This is a genomic window from Stenotrophomonas sp. I18B00994, from assembly GCF_014145825.1.
Taxonomy (GTDB): domain Bacteria; phylum Pseudomonadota; class Gammaproteobacteria; order Xanthomonadales; family Xanthomonadaceae; genus Stenotrophomonas; species Stenotrophomonas maltophilia.
This window is the reverse complement of the sequence record NZ_JACIUW010000009.1, coordinates 18,317-36,825: the sequence shown is the minus strand read 5'-3', so window position 1 is coordinate 36,825 and position 18,509 is coordinate 18,317. Positions and strand designations below refer to the sequence as shown.

Genomic DNA, 18,509 nt, shown 5'->3' with positions numbered 1-18,509 from the left:
GTTACTCTCCGATCAGTTGAAGGCGGCGGAAGGCCGTGGCGTGGGCGGCTGCAAGTGCGCCGACGGCGGCGTCGGCCTGCATGCCCTGGGTAAAGGTGAAGTGCGAGCGCACCGGCTTGGTCCGGGTGATTTCGCCGATGACGTCCTCGACGAACATCGCCGTGGCGGACTGGCCATCCTGGTTGGCGATGGTCATCACCGCTTCGAAGGTGTGCGGCGCGCCCTTGGGCTGCAGCTGCCACCACTCGCGGATCAGCACCGATCCACCGAAGGCGGCCACCACGTCGCGCACGCTGCCGGCGGTGCCCTTGCGACGCTGGATGGCGATGGCCGTACGCACCCGGGCGCGCTTCACGGCTTCGGGCCAGTAGGCCTTCCATTCGTCCACCGACAGCGCCCAGGCCAGCCAGGGCAGCAGTGCGGTCGGACAGCGGTCGGCATCCCACAGCGCGGTGATGTCCACCGGCAACGGACTTGCAACGATGGCGCGGGCAAGCGCGCGCTCGGCATGGGTGGCGTTGGTGGGTAGCAGGTTTGCCGCCGAGGGCACCACCACCTGGGCGTCACCATCGATGACCTCGCCGGGCGCCGGTGCAGCGGCCAGGGTGACCCTGCTGCCCTCGATGACGCTGCCCTGCAGCGGCTGCCGCCCCCGTGCATCGGTGCGGTACACCGCCTGCAGGCTCGCCAGCGCGCCGCCGGGGTGGCGGAAGGTGCGGTTGCGGCCATCGATCGCGCCGCGCAGGCGCGCGTTGATCAGGCGCGTGCTCGGCTCATTCATCGGTGCCGCCGTGGGTCAGGGTCACGCCGGCGCAGTGGGTGGCCTGGGTTCGGTTCACCACCACATCTGCAGCCGGATGGACGATCTCCACGCGCTGCACGCCCTCGGCATGCAATGCGGCGAACAACCCCGAACGGGTGACATCGCGGCCGAGGCGATGTGACTCGCTGATGTAGCGGTCCAGGCGGGTGCGCGCCTCGGCAAGCACGACCTGCGAATCCGGGCCGGCAAAGGTGAACAGCGTGGCGTCGACCGAGTAGGTGACGATCGTGGCCGGCTTCACCAGCACGTGGTCGGTCAGCGGTCGCACGTCATCGGCGCTCAGCTTCGCCTCGACGATGTCCAGCAGCCCCTGGGTGGCGGTTCCATCCGCTTCGCGCGACAGCACCGAGACCACCACTTCGCCGGGGGCGGGACTGGTCGCACTGGCGTCGAGCACGCGCGGGTCCGCGCTCAGCGCATGGAATACATAGGCACCTTCCGGCCCCGCCACGCTGAACCCTTCCGGGCCCAGCTGGATGCGGCGGCGGAAGTCCTCATCGCTCTCATATCGCGGTGGAATGCCTTCCTGCGGCCTGCCCGGGTCGAGCACCTGGCGGGCGACGCCGAAGATCGCGGCGAGGTGGTCCAGGTCGCTGCCACCGGCATAGGCCAGCATCACGCCACGCGCGGCGTCGTTGACACGCTGGCGATCGAGCAGGCGCAGGTAGGTGCAGACCTCCAGGATCTTGAAGGCCGGGTCCGACGGCAGCAGCGCGTCGAAGGTGGGATCCAGGGCCTGCAGTGCGGTCAGCGATTCATCGAACATGGCTTCGAAATCGAGCACTTCGATGACCGCCGGTGCAGGCAGCTGGGACAGATTGACACTGGTGAACGAGCCGGATGCCACGGTTAGCGAACCTCGATTCCTTCGATGGTGATGGCCTCGCCGTCCGGCAGGTGGATCCCGGTCACTGCCAGGATCATCACGCCGGGGGCGGGGAGGGAGACGTCGACGTTCTCGACGTGGAGACGCGGTTCCCATCGCGCCAGCGCGTCGACGGTGGCCGCGATCAGGTCCATGCGCAGCGAGCGGTTGGTCGGCGCATCGATCAGTTCGAATACGCGTGAACCGTATTCGCGGCGCAGTACGCGGGAGCCAAGGGGTGTGGTGAGAATGTCACGCACGGACTGGTGGAGATGGGCGAGCCCATCCAGTGATTTGCCGGTGTTGGCGTCGATTCCTCGCATGGCCTCTATCGTCGTGGAGTGCGGGTTTTCAGGGCATTGCAGGCGTGGCCGCTCAGGCCTGGGCCGGCGTGGTCGGGGCGGTTGGGCCCTGTGCGGTGTGTGTGTGTGCCTTCAGGCCGATGGCACCGGCCTTGACTTCGCCCGGTGTGCTGATGTCCTTGCCGGCGCTGATCGCGCCGCTGACATCCAGATCGCCGGTCGCCTTGATCGAGGGTGTATCGAGCACGATCGATTCGCTGGCGATCACCTGTGCATTCGCGCAGGTGACGATGACCTTGCCGCTGCCGACATGGACGTTGAGCGTGGTGGTTTCCTGGTCGTACTCGACGCTGCTGCCGTCGGCGAACTCGGTGCGTTGCCGCAGGCGCGAGTCGGCCGGCGGCGGAAAGCGGTCCTGGTACAGGCTGCCGAGTACCAGTGCCTGGCCAGGGTCGCCATAGGGGCACGCCAGCACGACCTGCTCGCCCGGTTCGGGAGCGCACCAGCTGCGCATGCCCGGTCCGGCGCGGCGCTCCAGCCAGGGAATCCAGTCGGTAAGCATGCCGTCGGCATCGACGCGAACGCGCCCGTTCGCCTCGTCCAGTTCGCGCACCACGCCGATCATCAGCAGGTTGCCGATCAGCCGCGCGTGTTCGGCGCTCATCGTGCGCGCTCCGGCAACGGCTGGTAGCGGGACTCATGGGCGCGGCCGATCTCCGGCGCGAAGCTGTAGGACGCCTGCGGCACCACGCCACCGGCGTCGTCCCACGGGTTGTCGCCCAGCGCGACCGGCAGTGACCACTCGACGATCCAGGTGCGCAGGCCCGGCTGTGCCGCCGCGGGGTCTTCCGGCAATGCTGCAATCACATCGATCGCACCGCTGGCAACGCCGGGGAAGCGGCCGAGCTGGTGCAGCCAGGTCGCCAGGGCGAGGGCCGCGTTGCGCAGCTGCAGCGCTGTGGTTGCATCGGTCGCCGGCAGCGCAATGCGCGCTTCGAAGCGTAGCGTGGCCTGCAGCAGGCCACTGCCATCATTGTTGTCCCTGCTGCGGTCACAGCGGGTCATCGCCAGCAGGCAGGCCGGCAGGGGCATCCCCTCAGCGTTGGCCTCGCGATGGAACTCGACGCTTGCAAACCCCGGAAAGCGTGCGCGGATAGCGGCTTCGATCGCGGCAATCAGCGGATCGAGCGTGGGAGGGAAGGAATCGTTCGCCATGTCAGCTCATGCAGGGAAGGAAGGAGGGGCGTAGCGCTGCAAGGCGCGCACGGTCTGCAGCCAGTGTTGCCATCACCGCAGTGAGGCGGCATTGCAGGCGTGGCCTTGTCCGGAAGGCTCAGTGCGTGGGAGTGGCACTGCTGCCGCAGTCGGCGGGTGCTGCCGGCGCGGCGCCATTGATGGTGATGCCGCGCTGGCTGCCGAGGCTGCACAGCAGCGCACTCAGCTGGTCGGCCAGCGCGTGGTACTGCTGTGCGACCGCAACGTGATTGCGCAGCAGCGCGTCATCGCTGGCTGCGTGCAGGTCCGGCAGGCGGGGTGGGGGAAGCAGCTGGGCAGGTGCGATGCTGAGGTCAGCGCGGCAGGGCGTGGCCGGCGTTGGCCTCGCGCCAGATGCGCACGAACTCACCGTCAGCGTCGCCGCGATCACGACCAGGAGTCTTGGCATGGGTCTCGATGTCCCGTTGCAGGGTGTTGAACTGTTCGGTGTGCCGGGCCTGGTGGGCCAGGCGCTGTGATTCGGCCTGCGCGCCTGCGGCGCTGTTGGCGAGGGCCTGCTGGTGCGCGCGCTGGACTGCATCGGTGCGGGCCTCCTGCTGCGCTGCCCGGGTGGTGGCAACGGCAAGGTCCGCAGTGCGGTCGCGCAGGGTCCATCCCAGCCAGGCGCAGCTCGCGTGGCTACCGGCAAGGACCAGCAACCCGATGCCCAACCTCAGTCCCGGGGGCGTCACTGCAGGGCTCCGCCGGCGGCACGGTACGCCGCGCGCAGTGTTTCCAGTGCGTGCTCCTTCTGGCCGTAGCCGGCGCCCGGCAGCGATGCCCAGATGCGCCGGGCCGCGGTGACGGCGGCATCGAAGCGTCCCAGCCGGATCAGCTCGTAGGCACCGCATTGTTTCAACAGGGCGACCGCCGCACGGTCCTGCGAAACCGGGCCGAAGTCAGGCAGGACCAGTCGCGCGCGCAGGTCATCCCAGGTGCTGCGCAGGAACTGGTAGCGGCCTGCGGCGCTGGATTTGATGCCGTAGCGCGGCAGCGACACCAGCACGCGGGGATGGTCGCGGTAGTCGGTGAACAGCTGGCCACCGACGATGACGTCGTAGCCGCGGTCACGCGAGCGCTGGCTGGGTATGTCGGTGCCTTCGGACACCGCCAGCATGTCCAGGAACGCAGCAACGTTGGTGCCACCGAGGGCGTTGGCTGCAGCGGCGGTCATGCGGCGGCCCCCGGCTGCTTGCGCACCAGGTTCAACAGAGCGTCTATCTGTACGCTCTGCTGGGCGATCTGTGCACGCAGGGCGCTGACTTCACCGCGCAGCTGCCCGATCTCCTGGGCCATTGCCTCGCGCTCGTGCATCAGCCCATCAGCGCGTGTACGTTCGGCCGCGAGCTGTTCCTGCAGGGTGCGCAGGGTGTTGCTGGTGGCTTCATCGGCGGTGCGGTCGACCTTGGCCGACGACAACCACTGGCGCAGCCACAGCGACACCGCGATCAGCACGCCCGAGGTCCCGCCCAGGTACTTGGCCCAATCCGGCACGCCGGCCAGCAGGTCGCTCTCGTTCATGCGCGTGCGTATCCCTTGAGCAGGGCCGGGTGGACAGCCGGTGGCAACGCGGTGCGCGCACCGCGCAGGGCGCGCTTGATGGTGGTCTGTGAGACGCCGAACTCACGCGCAACATGGTCGCGTGGCATGCCGCTGGCGACCGCGCGGGCAATCTGCTCGCGGCGTTCGTGCGCGCCGGCAGCGAAGCAGGATGCCAGGAACAACAGTTCGCCGCCGAAGTGCGCGACCAGCCGCTGGGCGACGTCGTGGCCAAGGATGTCGATCAGCCGGTGCTGGTCGGGCAGGGTGGAGGGGACGTAGACGATGACGCGGTGACGGCCGGTGGTGCTGGAGGTGGTCGGCGGCCAGGCACGCACCAGCGTGAGGGCTGCGGATTCGCCGATGACCTCGGCCAGGGTCTGGATGCTGTCGGGCAGGGCGTTCATGGAGGATGTCTTCAGTGGCATTGATCTCCACTGTTGCCATCCCGCATGACCAGTCAACACCTTTCATCTACTTTTATATCGGTGCGCTGAAGACGTTCAGTCGTGCGTGAGGAGGGGGGAGGAGCACGACACGCCTGCTTGCAGTGAGCCGAATCCGCTTGCTCTGGCCGCTGGTGTTTTCCTGTACATCCGTACTCGTTGTCCTCACCTGGCAGGAACAGAGGCAGATCAAGGGGATGGGGCAGGTACAGGGTGAGGACGGCCACCTGCCACACAGCCTCATGCGCCGTGTACTGGCCGGAAACGAAAAAGCCCCGGACGATGCCGGGGCTTCAGGACTGCAGGGGGCGCTGGATCAAAGATCGAACACCAGGTTGCCGCCGGTCTTGCGGGGGATGTACCCGGCGTCGCGCAGCCAGCGTGCGGCGTTGACCTGGTCCATGCGCTTGACCGGGAAGCGGTTGGCGAACATCAGGAAGCGCGCCACGGTGATCGACTCGCCCTTGCCCTTCAGGGCCGCAAGGGTTTCGACGAACCATGGCGCGGGCGGCTGCTGGCTGCCCGGGCGGGCCACGGTACGCGTCTGCTGGGCGCTGCCTGCGCCTGCCCGGGCAGTGGCCAGCGTGCACAGCGAGATGAAGATCGCATCCAGGCTCACGATGTCCTTGCTGCCCTTGGGCTGGGACTTGAACAACTCGATGGCCTTCAGGCGCGTCGACGTGAACTGTTCGACCTCCATGGCGTTTCCTCTTTGCGAAATGGGTTGGGGATGCAGGGTGACGACAGGTGTCGTCGGTGATGGGGGATGACCTTACATCATTTTCGCCGATGATGGGTCGGGGCCTGCGCTGGGTTCGGGGGATGGACCGGATGGCGGCCCGGCATTCCGGATCAGATCACACCGCGCGAACGCAGCTGGTCCAGCGATCTGCGGACCAGATCGGCCGCGGTGCTGTCATTGTCGACTTCGATGTCGACCAGCTCATGCGGTAGCGGCTGCTCGCTGGCATGAGGGTCGTTGCTGCGATGGCCTGGGCGATTGACGCGGATCACGACACCACCACGACGGCGGATCGCGCGGGCCTCATTGGCGAAGCGGACGTCGGGTACCAGCCCGCCCTCGGGCAGGCGTGCGAACAGCGAGCGTACCCACAGCTCGGGATGGACGCGGTCACGCCCCCACTCGGTACCGGCGGTCTGCATCAGTTGGCGCGGGGTGAGTTCGGCCAGCCAGTCGATGGCGTCCTCCTTGCGGCTGTCCAGTTCGTGCAGGGAAAGCCCGAGGAGGGAGGCGACCAATTGCCGCAGTGGGGCCGCGAAGCTGTCGCATGGCAGTGACAACGCCGACGCCAGTCCATTGGCGAGTGTGTCCTTGCCCGAGCGCTTGCTGCCGGCGATGCCGATGTAGAGCGGCACACGAGAGCGTGGCGCCGGCCGCAGGGCAACGCTGCCCAGTGCAGGGCCGGCACGGAACGCGGCCAGTGTGTCGGCAATCAGGCGATGACCGCTGTCGAGGGAGGCGGGAATCATGCGGAATCTACTCCTGGAGAAATGCGGCAGGTGCCGGAGGATCAGGAATCGCGACCGACGACGCTGCGGGCGCGGAGGATGCGCTGGGTGATGTGCCCGCCCCGGGCCGCCGCGGCGATCGGGTCAAAGCACAACATGGCGGTGCGGGTACGCCGGCCGGCAGCAAGGTGGTCGCGGATGGTCCGCTCGGACAGCACCGGTACCCGCTGGTGGATCTGCTGCACGGTCAGCTGCTCACCTTCGAAGGCATGCAGTCGGGGACGGGACATGGCGGAAGCGCTCCTGGAAGGTGGCGGGCCGATACCGGCATCTTGCCCCTGTAGACGCCTCTCGTCAACACCTTGCATCTACTTGCATCATGATGCGGTTGGGCGGGCGGGCTGGCGATCCACAGCCGCAATGCCGCTGCTGCCAGACGCTCACGCTCAACCGGGCCGCGTGCGGCCAGGACACCCTCGAGATACTGTTGGCGGTGCCGGCGCGGACTGACCACCGTCCAGCGCCCGTCGGTGCCCACGCGCCGGTAGCCGTCCAGTTGCAGCAGGCGACGTGCTTCGCAGTGCAGGCGCCAGTCGCCGCTGCTGCTGTCAACGTCGCGACCATCATGGAGGCGCGGCATCTAGAACGGCCCTGCCGCGTGCTCGGCCAGACTGCGTTTGCGCTGTGGCATCAGCCAGACCTTGGCGCGCTCCTTGCCCACCACGCGGGTGCGCACACCATGCCGCTTCACCACGTAGGCGGCGGCCTCGTTCACCTCGCGACGGTTGGGCCTGTCGATGCCCACCGCGATGACGATCTCGGTGGCGCGGTAGTGCGCGCTCCAGTGCTCGGCAGGGAGCGACCAGTCGAAATGACGATCGATCAGTTCGGCGATCGGCGAGATGGGCTCGTGTTCGCTGTTGGTGGCATTGAGCGCATCCAGTTCCTCGGCACTCAAGTGCCAGGTCTCGCCACTGCAGTACAACGCATGGGCCTCAGCCCAGACCTGCTGCATGTCGATCCGCGCCGGTTCGCCCAGCGCCACGGCGTGCACGGTCCACCAGCGGGTGTTGCCGGTGGCATCGCGGAGGAAGCGTTCGTCGTTGACACTGGCAAACAGGATGGTGCGCCGCGCATAGCGGGATTCGGTGCGCGCGTAGGGGCGACGGATCTCGTCATGGCTGCGCGAGATGAATGATTTCAGTGCCGCGATATCGGTACGGCGGAAGGTGGCATCGACTTCGCCCAGCTCGACGATCCATCTGGAGATGACCTGCTTGACGCTGTCCTTGTTGGCCGGATCCAGCACCACCCCATCGGCGATCAGTTGCAGCTCTACCGGCGCCAGCTGCCGCGCCCAGCGTGTCTTGCCCAGGTTCTGTTTCGAAACGAACGTCAGCACGCCGCGCGCGACCACGCCATCGGGCTCAAACGCCGCAGCCACGCCGGAGATCAGCCAGCGTCGCATCAGGACTTCCTTCAGCACGCGGCCGTCGGCCATGTGCGTGGGCTTGGCTTCCTGCACGGTATCGAAGAACGCCTGCAGGCGGGACTGGCCATCCCACGGCCGTGAGGTGATCCAGCTGGCGACCGGGTTGTAGGGATTGGCTTCGGCCACCTGGCACAGGTTGGTCTCGAAGCTGGCGGTGGCCATGCCGGCGCGGTGCATGCAATCCATCACTTCGCCCGCCGCGACCTCCTTGGCGTTGTCCACGGTCGTCTGCAGCCCAGGGACCAGAATCTCCAGATCCTTGCGGATGACGTTGTAGCGCACGGTCACACCGGTACGACGGCACAGCTCGGCCAGGTTGCGGGCGGTTGGCAACGGCCGCCCGCGCGCGCTGGTATCGGGAAACGGGGTGAAGGCATCGAATGCGGACAGGTTGCCAGGCACCTGGTAGCGCGCGCTGGCCGATGACGGCGCATCGTCCCCCGCCACGTCGTCGCCTGCTGCGGGCGGTGCGGGAGGCAACAGCTGGGTACGCACGGCGTCCAGCCCTTCACGCAGATGCAGGTCGTTGAAGTCGGTAGGACGGTCATCGTCGCCATGCAGCGCGGCGAATTCGGGCCAGGCCACGCGGGCATCGATGTCCGCGGCAGCCTGCGTGGCCAGGGTGACGCCCGGGTTGTCCAGCGGCTGCCGCGTCCATTGATCGTTGTCGGCGCACAGCACGAACGATGCGTCCGGCATGGCGCCGCGCCAGGCCCGGGCGACCGCGCCAAGGTTGCCTGCATCCCAGGCCACCACCACGCACCAGCCCGTGGCCTGGTGGATGGATCCGGCGGTGGCATAGCCCTCTGCAATGGCGATCGGTTGGCCAGGGGCCGGCTTGCCGATGACATGGAAGCAGCCCTGCTTGCGGCCACCGGAAAGGAAGTCCTTGTCGCGGCCTAGTGCTGGATCCACGCGGGGAAAGATCGCCTGCAACGAGACGATACGGCCCGCGCTGTTCATCACCGGCACCAGCAGGGCATTGTCGATATGGCGGAAGACCAGGCCATCGCTGTTGCGCACCGGCCACGGCGCCACGCGCAGGCCATGTGCGTGGATGCCCTTGCGTACCAGATAGGGGTGCTGAACGTCGGCGGGAATGGCACGGTTCCACAGCACGTTGGCGGCCTTGGCAGCAGCGTCCTCGCGCTCGCGCTGATGCCGTTCGCGCTCGCTGCGGGCCGCTTCCTGGCGTTGCCGGATGGCGCGCTGCTCGGCCGCACTCAACGCGGTCGGCGATTTCGCGCACCAGGCATGGCGGGTGCCGGTCCGCCAGCTGCCGAACTCGCCGGCCGGCACATGGTCTCCAAACAACACGGCCCACCCGTTGCGCGTGCCACGACGGTCGCCTTCCACATGGAAGCGAACCAGTGTGCCATCGGCATTGAGCGCGTCGCGGCCGCGCGCGTCCGGCACGATGCCGTGCGCGTGCATGGCCTGCAGGAACGCGGGCACGATGTCCTGCGTGGGATGCGGTGTGTGCATTCGACGGAGCCCCTGGGAACGTGGATCGGTCCACGGCGGCCGATGGCGGCCAACGTGCTGTGCAGTTTCTGGCGTGCGCAGGTCACGCAGCGGCCGACCGATGCAGTGCGATCAGGATGTGATGGGAGGTGGTGGCACGGTCATGGTGTCGGATCGTGGCTTCATTTGCAACACCTTCCAGTACCTTGCATCCCCGGGCGCGCTCAGGCCATCCAGTACGCGTTGGATCTGCGATGGCGTTCGCAGATCGCCGTGGTCGCGCCGATGCGTCGCAGTTGGCGAGAACCGGTTTTCGGATGATGCGATCGCCGTCAGCGACGGCCCTTCGTTTCTCTCCACCGCGCCTTCGGGCGCCCGTGCACAAGGAGCCTGCATGTTTGAAATCCACTGCAACCACGAACGCCGATCCGCCGCGGAATCCGCGTCGTTGACCGTCGTTGCGACGTTCTCAATCGGTGCGACCACCCCTCGATAAAATACAACCCGCATGACGGACACCATCGACGAAGCGCAGGAAATGGAAGCGCGCCACCTGCAGCGCGCCCTGGCCCAGCACGCAACGCGGGCCAGCAACGTTGCCCCTCTCACTCCCATGGGGGAATGCCACAACCCGGACTGCAGCGAGGACTTCGACAACGATCCGGCAAGACTGTTCTGCGGGCCTGCCTGTGCCGAGCGTTTCGAAGCCATCCATCAACACCGCAACGCATAGGAACAGGGGACATGTCTCTGAACAGCAACGACGCTGGCTTCACCGAACGCATCGCCGGTTTATCGGCCGAGCTCGCCGTGCTGGTGAGCCTGGTGGAGAACCACATCCATCTGCAGCTGGCTGATCTGGCCGACTCGGGTGATGTGGATGCACAGGAGCGATTCGCGGTAGCCGATCCGGAGCGCTGGTTGGAGAACGCCCGCAACAGCCTGCAGGCGGGCGTCATGTTCCTGGAGCGCGCGGTGCAGCAGCCGGCGCGGTTCTAGTCATCCGGTGCGGGGGCGGAAGGGGCCGGCCAGGCTGCCTTCCGTCCCCCTCGGGCAGTGGACGATCCCCTGCGCTGGAGACTGCGTCATAACGTCGCACTGGCCGCCGGGCAACCCTGAACGTGGTCCAAGGTTGACCGCAGGCCCGTAGAATGGCCGGGTGCGTCGTTCTGTCCTCCACCGCCGGTTCCAGGCCCTGGCATGGCTAGCCATGCTGCTGGTGCTGCTTGCCCCGCTGGTGAGCCGCTGGCTGGCGCATGGTCACGTAGCAGCGGCTATGCCGGTAGCGGCGATGGACCATTCCCAGCATGCGCAGCATGCGATGGAGGGCCATCACGGGCACCACGCGATGGCGATGCAGCAGGGCGAGGTCGCAAAGAAGCCGCCCGCCGATCCACACGCCGAGCATGAGATGGGCGTGGACTGCGACTACTGCCTGATCGCCGCGCGGCTGATCACCCTGCTGGTGGCGGCATTGCTGCTGTTGGCACCGATGGTATCGATATGCCGTGCGCTGCGTGGTGCAGTGCAGGCGTTGCCGCAGCGGGTCATCGGCACATTGGGAGCGCGCGGGCCACCGGCCTTCATGGCTGCCTGAGCCACACGCGCGGTGCATTGATCGTTTTTCATGAGGTTGCCGGCCACGGCCGGTGCCCGCACGCGCGTGTCTGTCCCTTTCTGATTGCCACCCTGCCATTGCAGGGTGGCCTTGCATGCCGTGAACAGATGAAAACGAACCCCAACTCCGCGCGCCTGCGCCGGGCGACGCTGCCTGCCATGTGCGCGTTGCTCCTGCACACCGCCTCTGTACTTGCCGCCGATGCGGCACCACCGACCACGCTGGATACCGTGCGCGTGGTCGATACCCGCAGCGGCGAGCTGTCTTCCACCTCCAGCGCAGGCTCTGCGTTGGGCCTGAGCGTGCTGCAGACACCGGCCAGCCTGACGGTGATTTCGCGCGGGCAGCTGGAACAGCGCGGCGACACCAACCTCAATGATGCGATCAGCCGCGCCGGTGCGATCAGTGCGATGCCGCACCCGGGCAACGGCCTGAGTGCGCTGTCCAGCCGTGGCTTCACCGATGGCGCTTCCGTGATGCGCCTGTATGACGGGCTGCGCCAGTATGGCGGCGTGGGCATCACCTTTCCATTCGATACCTGGTCCATCGAGCGCATCGAAGTGCTGCGCGGTCCGGCCTCGGTCATCCATGGCGATGGTGCCATTGGCGGGGTCATCAACATCGTGCCGAAGAAGCCGACGCGCGGTGCCATCGAGAACGAGATCAGCGTGACCGTGGGCAGCGAGGACACCGCGCGGCTGGGCTTCGGCAGTGGTGGCGCGCTGACCCCCGAGCTGGCCTACCGGCTGGATGTGAGTGGCAACTACAGCGGTGGCTGGGTTGATCGCGGGCGCAGTAGTGATGCCACCTTCTCCGGCGCACTGCTGTGGCAACCGCGTGCGGATCTGCAGCTGTCGCTCACCCATGCGGAAGGCTATCAGCAACCGATGCGCTACTTCGGCACGCCACTGGTGGATGGCCGCCAGCTGGAGGCGCTGCGCCACCGCAACTACAACGTGGAAGACAGTGACATCCGCTACCGCGACCGCTGGACCCAGCTCGATGCGCTGTGGACGCCGAACGCAAGCGTCGAATGGCGCACGCGCCTCTACCAGATCGACAGCCAGCGCGATTGGCGCAATGCCGAAGCCTACGTCTACAACCGCGCTACCGGCTTGATCGATCGCTCAGGCAATACCGAGATCACCCACGACCAGGACCAGACCGGGTTGACCTCGACGCTGAGGGTACAGGGGAACATTGCGGGCCTGGCCAACAGCTTCGCCGTGGGCCTCGATGCCAACCGCGCGCACTTCAAGCACACCAACAACACCTATGCCGGCAGCTCGGGCCCGGTCGATCCGTTCGATCCGGTGCCGGGCCAGTTCACCAGCGACGCGCCGAACCTGCCGCGCTACCGTAATCGTGCCGAGCAGTACGCGCTGTTCGTGGAAGACCGCTTGGCGCTGAGCGAGCGCTGGTCGGTGCTGGGTGGGCTGCGCCACGACCGCGCGCGCATTGATCGTACCGATCTGATCAGCGGCCAGAACGCGTTCTCGAAGACCTACCGCAGCACCGGCTGGCGCGGAGGCGCGGTATTCGCGCTGCAGCCGACGTTGAACCTGTATGCGCAGTACTCGCAGGCGGCGGACCCGGTGAGTGGCCTGTTGATGATCAGCCCGGCCAACGGGGCCTTCGACCTGGCCAAGGGCCGGCAGATCGAGTTGGGCCTGAAGCAGGCCTTCGATGGCGGCGAGTGGACGCTGGCGGCGTACCGCATCCGCAAGACCGGGCTGCTCAGCCGCGATCCGCTGGTGCCGGATCGCCGCGTGCAGGTGGGCGCACAGACCTCGCGTGGCGTTGAAGCCTCCTTGAACTGGAACTTCGCGCCGCACTGGTCGCTCGATGCCAACGCCACGGTGCTGAAGGCCGAGTTCGAGGACTTCTTGGAAACCACCGGTTCGCCGGCGGTGCTGGTGTCGCGTGATGGCAATGTGCCACCGAACGTGGCCGAGCGCCTGGCCAATGTGTGGCTGAGCTGGCAGTTCGCACCGGACTGGAGTGCGGCGGGTGGCGTGCGTTACGTCGGCAAGCGCTACGCCGACAACGCCAACACCTTGGAGCTGCCCGGCTACAGCACCACCGACCTGGCACTGACCTGGCAGGCGGCACCGCGCACGCGGCTGTCGGCGCGGCTGTTCAACGTGTTCGACAAGGCGTACTACGCCACCGCGTACTACACCAGCACGCAGTGGCTGCTGGGTGCGGACCGGCGCGTCGAATTCACCGTCGATCATCGCTTCTGAGGAGGCTGGCGATGACGTTGCGATCCACCGCCAAGCGCTGGACCTATCTGGTGCACCGCTGGCTGGGCATCGGCGGATGCCTGCTGATGTTGCTGTGGTTTGTCAGCGGCATGGTGATGCTGTTCATTGGTTACCCGAAGCTGACACCCGGTGAGCGGCTGGCGGCGTTGCCGGTGCTGGGGGATGCTCGCGATCTGCAGGGGCTGTCGGTACTGCCTGCCGTGGTGCAGGCCGAGCCGGAGGTTGTGGCGCTGACGACGCTGCGTGGCGAGCCTGCGTACGTGGTGCGCAATGGCAGCAACGTGGGCGCCTGGTCTGCCGTGACCGGCCAGGCGCTGCTGCCGGTGTCGGCACAGAGAGCCGAAGCATCCGCCGCACAGTTCGCGGGCGGCCAAGCCTTCGTCGGCGCGACACGCGTGGACGAGGACCGCTGGACGCATTCGCGTGCGCTGGATGCGCATCGGCCGCTGTACCGGGTTGAAGTGGGCGGCGCGCAGCCAGGGGATGTGTATGTGTCCTCACACACCGGCGAAGTGGTGCAGGACGCACCGCATGTGCAGCAGCGCTGGAACTATGTGGGCGCCTGGCTGCACTGGTTGTACTTCCTGCGCATGCAGTCGGTGGACCCGGTGTGGACGTGGGTGGTGATCGTGCTGTCCGCGCTGTGCACGGTGGCGGCGATCAGCGGCATCGTGGTGGGTGTGTGGCGCTGGCGTTTCCGTGGGCACTACCGTTCGGGTGCGAAGACGCCATACGTCGAACCATGGATGCGCTGGCACCATCTGATCGGGCTGGTGGCTGCGGCTTTCGTGTTCAGCTGGATCTTCAGCGGGCTGATGTCGATGAACCCGTTGGGCGTCTTCAGCAGTACGCGCGAAGCGATCGACAGCGGACGCTATCGTGGCGGCGCGGTAGCGGTGGATGGCGCGCTGGGTGAACCGGCGGCGCTGCTGGCGGCCGTCGACGACGCGCGCTTCAAGCCGGTGGAGATCCAGTGGCGACGCATCGATGGTGAGCTGTTCGCGGTGTTGCTGGACGGGCAGGGCGAGACCCGCATTGTGTCCGGCAGTGATGGTCATCTGCAGGTTGCGCGGTTGCTGCCGGCCGCATGGCTGCAGCAGAAGGTGCGGGCGTTGTCCGATGCGCCCGTGCAGGGGTACTGGGTCCAGCTCGCAGCGGATGCGTACTTCTACCCGCGTGCACCGGAAGCCATGAACGGCGCAGCGGTACGCCGCTTCCCGGTGGCGCTGGCTGATTTCGGCGATGCCGAGGCGACGCGGGTCTACCTCGATCTGGCCACTGGCGACCCGTTGCTGACGATGGGGCGTCGCGAGCGCGTGGGTCGCTGGCTGTTCCACTTCCTGCACAGCTGGGACCTGCCGGCGATGCTGCGTCAGGTCACCGCCCGGCTGGCGGTGTTGCTGCTGCTGAGCCTGGCTGGCGCTGCGTTGTGTGCAACGGCCACGGTGATCGGCTACCGCCGGTTGCGGATGAAGCTGCGGCGCAGGCGGCGCTGATGCCTTGGACTAAACCCGCAGCCAACGTGTGGACACGGCCACCAGCAACAAGGCCGTGGCCACACCGATGAACGCAGCAATCAGACCGAAATGATTGGCGGCAAAGCCGATCAACGCCGGTCCGGCAAGGATGCCGGCAAAGCCCAGCGTGGAAACGGCGGTGATGGCCAGCGCGCCGGGCATGCGGGTCTGGTGGCCGGCCAGCGAGAACAGCGCGGGCGCGATGTTGGCGCAACCGAGGCCGACCAGCACATAGCCCGCCAATGATGCCTGCCACGGCGTGACCAGGGTCAGCACCAGCACGCCGGCACCGGCGAGCAGCGCACCGAACACGATCGCGCGCTGTCGGCCCACGCGTGCCACCAGTGCATCGCCGAACAGGCGCGCGACCGTCATGGTCAGGGTGAAGGTCACATAGCCGACGCCGGCGAGGCTGGCATCGACGCGACGTACATCGCTGAGGAACACCGCGCTCCAGTCGAGCATCGCACCTTCGCCGAGGAAGGCGACGAACGCCAGCACGCCGATGAACAGCACAATGCCATGCGGCAGGGCCAGCATCGGTGTGTCGTGCGGCATGCGTTCGCTGTGCCAGTAGGTCGCCGACAACAGCATCACCAGCAGCATGGTGCCGACACCGATCAGCACCGATGCCAAGGGCGGCAACTGTGCGGACAGCAGCACGGTCATGGTGGCCGCGCCGAGGAAGCCGCCGATGCTGAAGAAGGCATGGAAGCCAGACATCATCACCCGCCGTGCTTCGCGCTCGACGATGACGGCCTGCACGTTCATCGTGCAGTCCATCGCACCCACGGCCGCACCGAACACGAACAGCACCACGCCCAGCGTCCAGGCCGAACCCGCCAGGGCCAGGCCGGGCACGGTCAGGAAGATCAGCAGGCTGCTGGCCACCATCACCCGGCGGCAACCGAGGCGTGCGGCCAGCACGCCGGACAAGGGCATCGCCAGCAGCGAGCCGGCACCGAGGCAGAGCAGCACCAGCCCCAGCGTGGCGTCATTGATCCCGGTGCGCGCTTTGGCGAATGGCACCAGGGTGGCCCACAACGCGGTGGCGAAGCCGGGAATGAAGAACGCAGCGCGGGTCGCGTGCTGTTCGGCACGCGCGCGGTTGGCAAGGGACATGAGCAGTACGGTCAGGGAGGCGTGGGGTGCACCGCGATACCGGCGGCGTGGAAGCGAGCCGCCAAGGCGGGCGGTGCGGTGGTGGTCAGCACCAGGTCGTCGATCTCGTCCAGGCTGGCGATCTGCCAGTTGCCGCGGGCACCGAGCTTTTCAGTGGTGGCGGCGACGATGACGCGGCTGCTGCAGGCCACCATCGCGCGCTTCAGCGTGGCTTCTTCCGCATCCATTGCCCACACGCCGGTGTCGCCGTCCACCGCGCAGGGGCCGGGCAGGTACACGTCGGCACGCAGGCGCTGCACCTGGGCCAACGCCTCGGCACCGACCGCACCGCCACCGCTGGCCAGGCGCCCGCCGATCAGCTGCACTGAAGTGCCTTCGAGCATGCTGGCGGCGGTGGCGATCTGCGGGGCGTTGGTGATCACCGTCAGCCCGAGAGCGGCCGGCAGCTGCTGGGCGATCGCCAGATTGGTCGAACCGGCATCGAGCAGTACCACCTGGCCGGGTTGCAGCAGCGCGCAGACGCGGGCGGCCAGCTCGGCCTTGTCGCCGCGGTCGCGGGTCAGGCGCTCGCGCAGCGGCCGTTCCTTGGGCGGCGGCAGTACGGCGCCGCCGTAGACGCGCTGGCACAGGCCCTGGGCGGCGAGCTCGCGCAGGTCGCGGCGGATCGAATCTTCGGAGACGGCATAACGGCGCGCCAGTTCGGCGGCGACCACGCGGCCCTGCTGGCGCAGCTCCTCGAGGATCTGCCGGGTGCGCTGGGCGGGTAGGGGGCTGGGGTCGGCGCTCATGCCGCAAGTCTGCACGTTCGTGCATAATCGTGCAACAACACGCATTGGTCGGGAGGGCACAGGGCGGCTGGACTGCCGGTGAACCCGTCCGCCCCGGGGTCTATGGATCGGCCTCGCGGCCCGGCATCATGGCGGGGCACTTGGCATGGAATCCCTGATGTCTCCCACCGTTCACCGCAAGCTGCGCATCGGCGCGGACCAGTACACCGGCCAGAAAGTGGTCGACCAGCAGTTCCACGAGTGCGATTTCTCCGGTGCGGACCTGACCGGCACCGAGTTCATCAACTGCAGTTTCTACGATGCCGACAGCCGCGCCGGCTGCCGCTTCAATGGCGCCACGCTGAAGGAAGCCAGTTTCCGCAGCTGCGATATCAGCATGTGCCATTTCAATTTCATCAAAGCGCTGGGCCTGGAGATCAGCGAGTGCCGTGCGCAGGGCGCGGATTTCAGCAACGCCAGCTTCATGAACCAGATCACCACGCGCAGCTGGTTCTGCAGCGCGTTCATCAAGAAGTCGAACCTGCGCTATGCCAATTTCTCGCGGGTAACGCTGGAAAAGTGCGAGCTGTGGGAAAACCGATGGGATGGCGCGAATGTGAGTGGCGCCAGCTTCGCCGGCTCGGACCTGTCCGGCGGCCAGTTCGAGGGCGTCGACTGGAACAGCGCCAACTTCACCGACTGCGACCTGACCAACTCGGAGCTGGGTGAGCTGGACCTGCGCAGCACCAACCTGCGTGGTGCCACGCTGGACGTGCAGCAGGTGGCGCTGTTGATGCAGCGCATCGGCATCACCGTGGTGCCGTAGGCATCACCCGGCGTACGCCACCCAGCCCTTGAAGCTGAAGCCTGCGTAGAACAGCTCCACGCCGTCGAAGCCGGCCTCCTGCAGCAGCGCCACTTCCTGTTCGGGGGCCAGCAGCGGCAGCCGCTCGGCAATGGCCTCGATCGCGCGCTGTGCATCGGCGTGGGCAACGCCCGAGGCTTCGGCGAACGCTGCGTAGCGCTGCAACCAGCGCAGCTTGCCGGCCGGTTCCTGCGGCACGCTGTGGTGGGCCACAACCAGCGGCGCGCCGGGCTGCAGGCGCCGGTGCAGCTCGCGCAACGTGTGCAGGCGCTGCCCGGCATCGAGGAAGTGCAGGGTCAGCAGGCAGCTGGCCCCATCGAAGCGCAGATCGGGCGCATCGTCGATGTAGCCTTCCAGCAGTTGCACGCGCGGCATCAGCGGACCCAGTGTCTGCTCGGCCAGAGCCAGCATCGGCGCGGCCGGATCCACGCCCAGCAGCTGCCAGCCCGGCTGCGCCTCGGCAAAAGCCTTCAGCTCCAGCCCGCCACCGGCGCCCAGCACCAGCACACGGCCCTGCGCGGGAACGCGTTCGGCCAGCAGCAGGCGGCTCATCTGCTGCAAGGCGAGGAAGCCGGGCACCTGGCGCAGCGGCGCTTCGGCATAACGGGCCACCGCCTGCGGGTCGGAGAACGTGGACATGCGCGGATTCCTGCGGCGGGGGACATACCACTGTAGCGCGGCGCGCAAGAGGCATTGCG

24 protein-coding genes are annotated in these 18,509 nt (G+C 67.4%); 6 read left to right on the top strand and 18 right to left on the bottom strand.

All coding sequences use genetic code 11. The features are described from left to right. Position 1 precedes the first annotated feature (1 nt). The 15 genes from H4O10_RS11780 to H4O10_RS11710 form a co-directional block, all read right to left on the bottom strand. Positions 2-550, bottom strand: coding sequence for a phage tail protein I (locus H4O10_RS11780; RefSeq protein ID WP_229295559.1), 549 nt, complete (start codon positions 548-550; stop codon positions 2-4). Between the two features lie 223 nt (positions 551-773). Next, complete coding sequence (locus H4O10_RS11775) at positions 774-1,670, bottom strand: baseplate J/gp47 family protein (RefSeq protein WP_033835191.1); 897 nt, start codon at positions 1,668-1,670, stop codon at positions 774-776. Between the two features lie 2 nt (positions 1,671-1,672). Beyond that, positions 1,673-2,011 (bottom strand): GPW/gp25 family protein, encoded by a 339-nt coding sequence (locus H4O10_RS11770; protein WP_005408332.1) that lies wholly within the window; start codon positions 2,009-2,011, stop codon positions 1,673-1,675. Between the two features lie 52 nt (positions 2,012-2,063). Then, positions 2,064-2,654: a phage baseplate assembly protein V gene (locus H4O10_RS11765; RefSeq protein ID WP_012479303.1), complete on the bottom strand. Its 591-nt coding sequence runs from the start codon at positions 2,652-2,654 to the stop codon at positions 2,064-2,066. After that, positions 2,651-3,205, bottom strand: a complete 555-nt coding sequence (locus H4O10_RS11760) for a hypothetical protein (RefSeq protein ID WP_049403303.1) — start codon at positions 3,203-3,205, stop codon at positions 2,651-2,653. The genes H4O10_RS11765 and H4O10_RS11760 overlap by 4 nt, the downstream gene beginning before the upstream one ends. Positions 3,206-3,323: 118 nt before the next feature. Beyond that, positions 3,324-3,614, bottom strand: a complete 291-nt coding sequence (locus tag H4O10_RS11755) for a hypothetical protein (protein ID WP_049403302.1) — start codon at positions 3,612-3,614, stop codon at positions 3,324-3,326. Next, positions 3,559-3,936 (bottom strand): hypothetical protein, encoded by a 378-nt coding sequence (locus tag H4O10_RS11750; protein ID WP_033835193.1) that lies wholly within the window; start codon positions 3,934-3,936, stop codon positions 3,559-3,561. The genes H4O10_RS11755 and H4O10_RS11750 overlap by 56 nt, the downstream gene beginning before the upstream one ends. Further along, on the bottom strand, positions 3,933-4,418 hold the full coding sequence (locus H4O10_RS11745; RefSeq protein WP_049453879.1) for a glycoside hydrolase family 104 protein: 486 nt from the start codon (positions 4,416-4,418) through the stop codon (positions 3,933-3,935). The genes H4O10_RS11750 and H4O10_RS11745 overlap by 4 nt, the downstream gene beginning before the upstream one ends. Continuing rightward, positions 4,415-4,765, bottom strand: a complete 351-nt coding sequence (locus H4O10_RS11740) for a hypothetical protein (protein ID WP_005408337.1) — start codon at positions 4,763-4,765, stop codon at positions 4,415-4,417. Before H4O10_RS11740 ends, H4O10_RS11745 begins: the two co-directional genes overlap by 4 nt. Next, positions 4,762-5,190: a helix-turn-helix domain-containing protein gene (locus H4O10_RS11735; RefSeq protein WP_223846372.1), complete on the bottom strand. Its 429-nt coding sequence runs from the start codon at positions 5,188-5,190 to the stop codon at positions 4,762-4,764. Before H4O10_RS11735 ends, H4O10_RS11740 begins: the two co-directional genes overlap by 4 nt. A gap of 355 nt (positions 5,191-5,545) precedes the next feature. Beyond that, positions 5,546-5,929: a hypothetical protein gene (locus H4O10_RS11730; protein WP_033835195.1), complete on the bottom strand. Its 384-nt coding sequence runs from the start codon at positions 5,927-5,929 to the stop codon at positions 5,546-5,548. A gap of 152 nt (positions 5,930-6,081) precedes the next feature. Further along, complete coding sequence (locus tag H4O10_RS11725) at positions 6,082-6,720, bottom strand: hypothetical protein (protein WP_049453880.1); 639 nt, start codon at positions 6,718-6,720, stop codon at positions 6,082-6,084. A gap of 41 nt (positions 6,721-6,761) precedes the next feature. Beyond that, positions 6,762-6,989 (bottom strand): hypothetical protein, encoded by a 228-nt coding sequence (locus H4O10_RS11720; protein ID WP_033835197.1) that lies wholly within the window; start codon positions 6,987-6,989, stop codon positions 6,762-6,764. Positions 6,990-7,339: 350 nt separating this feature from the next. Beyond that, positions 7,340-9,676, bottom strand: a complete 2,337-nt coding sequence (locus tag H4O10_RS11715) for a VapE domain-containing protein (RefSeq protein WP_033834811.1) — start codon at positions 9,674-9,676, stop codon at positions 7,340-7,342. A gap of 111 nt (positions 9,677-9,787) precedes the next feature. Next, positions 9,788-10,165 carry a hypothetical protein gene (locus tag H4O10_RS11710; protein WP_141097848.1) on the bottom strand — a complete coding sequence of 126 codons (378 nt, stop codon included), beginning with the start codon at positions 10,163-10,165 and terminating at the stop codon, positions 9,788-9,790. Between H4O10_RS11710 and H4O10_RS11705 the strand changes: the two genes are divergently transcribed. From H4O10_RS11705 to H4O10_RS11685, 5 genes are all read left to right on the top strand, one after another. Next, on the top strand, positions 10,164-10,388 hold the full coding sequence (locus tag H4O10_RS11705; RefSeq protein ID WP_005408344.1) for a hypothetical protein: 225 nt from the start codon (positions 10,164-10,166) through the stop codon (positions 10,386-10,388). The two genes, H4O10_RS11710 and H4O10_RS11705, sit on opposite strands and share 2 nt — an antisense overlap. 11 nt (positions 10,389-10,399) lie before the next feature. Beyond that, positions 10,400-10,654, top strand: a complete 255-nt coding sequence (locus H4O10_RS11700; protein ID WP_005408345.1) for a hypothetical protein — start codon at positions 10,400-10,402, stop codon at positions 10,652-10,654. A 211-nt stretch (positions 10,655-10,865) separates the two neighbouring features. Further along, complete coding sequence (locus H4O10_RS11695) at positions 10,866-11,252, top strand: DUF2946 family protein (RefSeq protein WP_049453884.1); 387 nt, start codon at positions 10,866-10,868, stop codon at positions 11,250-11,252. A gap of 128 nt (positions 11,253-11,380) precedes the next feature. Beyond that, positions 11,381-13,519 (top strand): TonB-dependent receptor, encoded by a 2,139-nt coding sequence (locus H4O10_RS11690; RefSeq protein ID WP_049453887.1) that lies wholly within the window; start codon positions 11,381-11,383, stop codon positions 13,517-13,519. Positions 13,520-13,530: 11 nt separating this feature from the next. Beyond that, the gene (locus tag H4O10_RS11685; protein WP_049453889.1) at positions 13,531-15,036 is read left to right on the top strand and encodes a PepSY domain-containing protein; all 1,506 of its coding nucleotides are present in this window, start codon (positions 13,531-13,533) and stop codon (positions 15,034-15,036) included. A gap of 9 nt (positions 15,037-15,045) precedes the next feature. Here H4O10_RS11685 and H4O10_RS11680 read toward each other — a convergent pair whose 3' ends face one another. Both H4O10_RS11680 and H4O10_RS11675 read right to left on the bottom strand, forming a co-directional pair. Then, positions 15,046-16,179, bottom strand: coding sequence for an MFS transporter (locus H4O10_RS11680; protein WP_033834816.1), 1,134 nt, complete (start codon positions 16,177-16,179; stop codon positions 15,046-15,048). Positions 16,180-16,190: 11 nt separating this feature from the next. Then, on the bottom strand, positions 16,191-16,967 hold the full coding sequence (locus H4O10_RS11675; RefSeq protein WP_033834817.1) for a DeoR/GlpR family DNA-binding transcription regulator: 777 nt from the start codon (positions 16,965-16,967) through the stop codon (positions 16,191-16,193). Positions 16,968-17,124: 157 nt separating this feature from the next. On the opposite strand from H4O10_RS11675, the gene smqnr reads away from it, so the two are divergent. After that, complete coding sequence (gene smqnr, locus H4O10_RS11670) at positions 17,125-17,772, top strand: SmQnr family pentapeptide repeat protein (protein WP_049403295.1); 648 nt, start codon at positions 17,125-17,127, stop codon at positions 17,770-17,772. Between the two features lie 3 nt (positions 17,773-17,775). Here the strand turns inward: smqnr and H4O10_RS11665 are convergent, their stop codons facing one another. Further along, positions 17,776-18,450: a class I SAM-dependent methyltransferase gene (locus H4O10_RS11665; protein WP_049453891.1), complete on the bottom strand. Its 675-nt coding sequence runs from the start codon at positions 18,448-18,450 to the stop codon at positions 17,776-17,778. Positions 18,451-18,509: the final 59 nt, after the last annotated feature.